At 45.5% G+C, this 701-nt stretch carries 1 protein-coding gene; it reads left to right on the forward strand.

Annotation, left to right across the window (positions count from 1 at the left end; genetic code table 11):
* Window positions 1-701 (forward strand): hypothetical protein (locus DWY25_RS17805; RefSeq protein WP_181981898.1); only part of this gene is annotated, 701 nt, incomplete at both ends.

The following is a 701-nucleotide window of genomic DNA, read 5'->3' on the forward strand; positions in this document are numbered from 1 at the left end:
GTGAAAAGCGTGGAAAAGAAAATCCGGAAAACAGAGAAAGAAATCCAACGGCTGGATAAACGGTTAGCGCAGCTTAAACAGAAAACGAAGCTGGGAAAACAAACCCGGGAAGATTATCTTGAGGAGGTACAAGTGCTGCGGCCAACCCGGAAACAGTTAAAGAACCAGCGCTCTCAATTGATCTTTAAATTGAATCGCACGCAGCAACAGCTCAACACCGCGAATCAGAAAATGCAATTTACCTGCTTTGGCGGGAAGAAGCTGTCACGTTCCAGAACGACGGTTTACGCTGGAAATCATGAAGCTTGGCTTGAAGAATACCGGTATCAGCGAAACAAAACTATGATGATCCCGGGACGCAGGCAGGGGAAGTATTCCAATTGCTTATTCAAATATCATCTTGAAGAAGGCGTATTGATTTATCGCTGCAGCAGTGAAAATAGAGAAATCCGGCTAAAGGTTCGTTTTCATGCGAATGCCAAAGAACTGGAACGAGCGGTGAAGCTGCCGCACAACACACCGGGGAAAGCGGTCGCTTATCTATTGGAAGATCATAAGAAATACTTCATCATCAAAGCGGTTGTGGAAATGGAAGAACGTGAATTGATGAAGAATAAGCAAGACGGCGTGATTGGAATCGATATCAATGCGGATCATATCGCAGTGAGTGAAACGGATGCCTGCGGCAACTGTGTGCTGTT

Source organism: Holdemania filiformis (genome assembly GCF_003459085.1).
Taxonomy (GTDB): Bacteria; Bacillota_I; Bacilli_A; order Erysipelotrichales; family Erysipelotrichaceae; genus Holdemania; species Holdemania filiformis.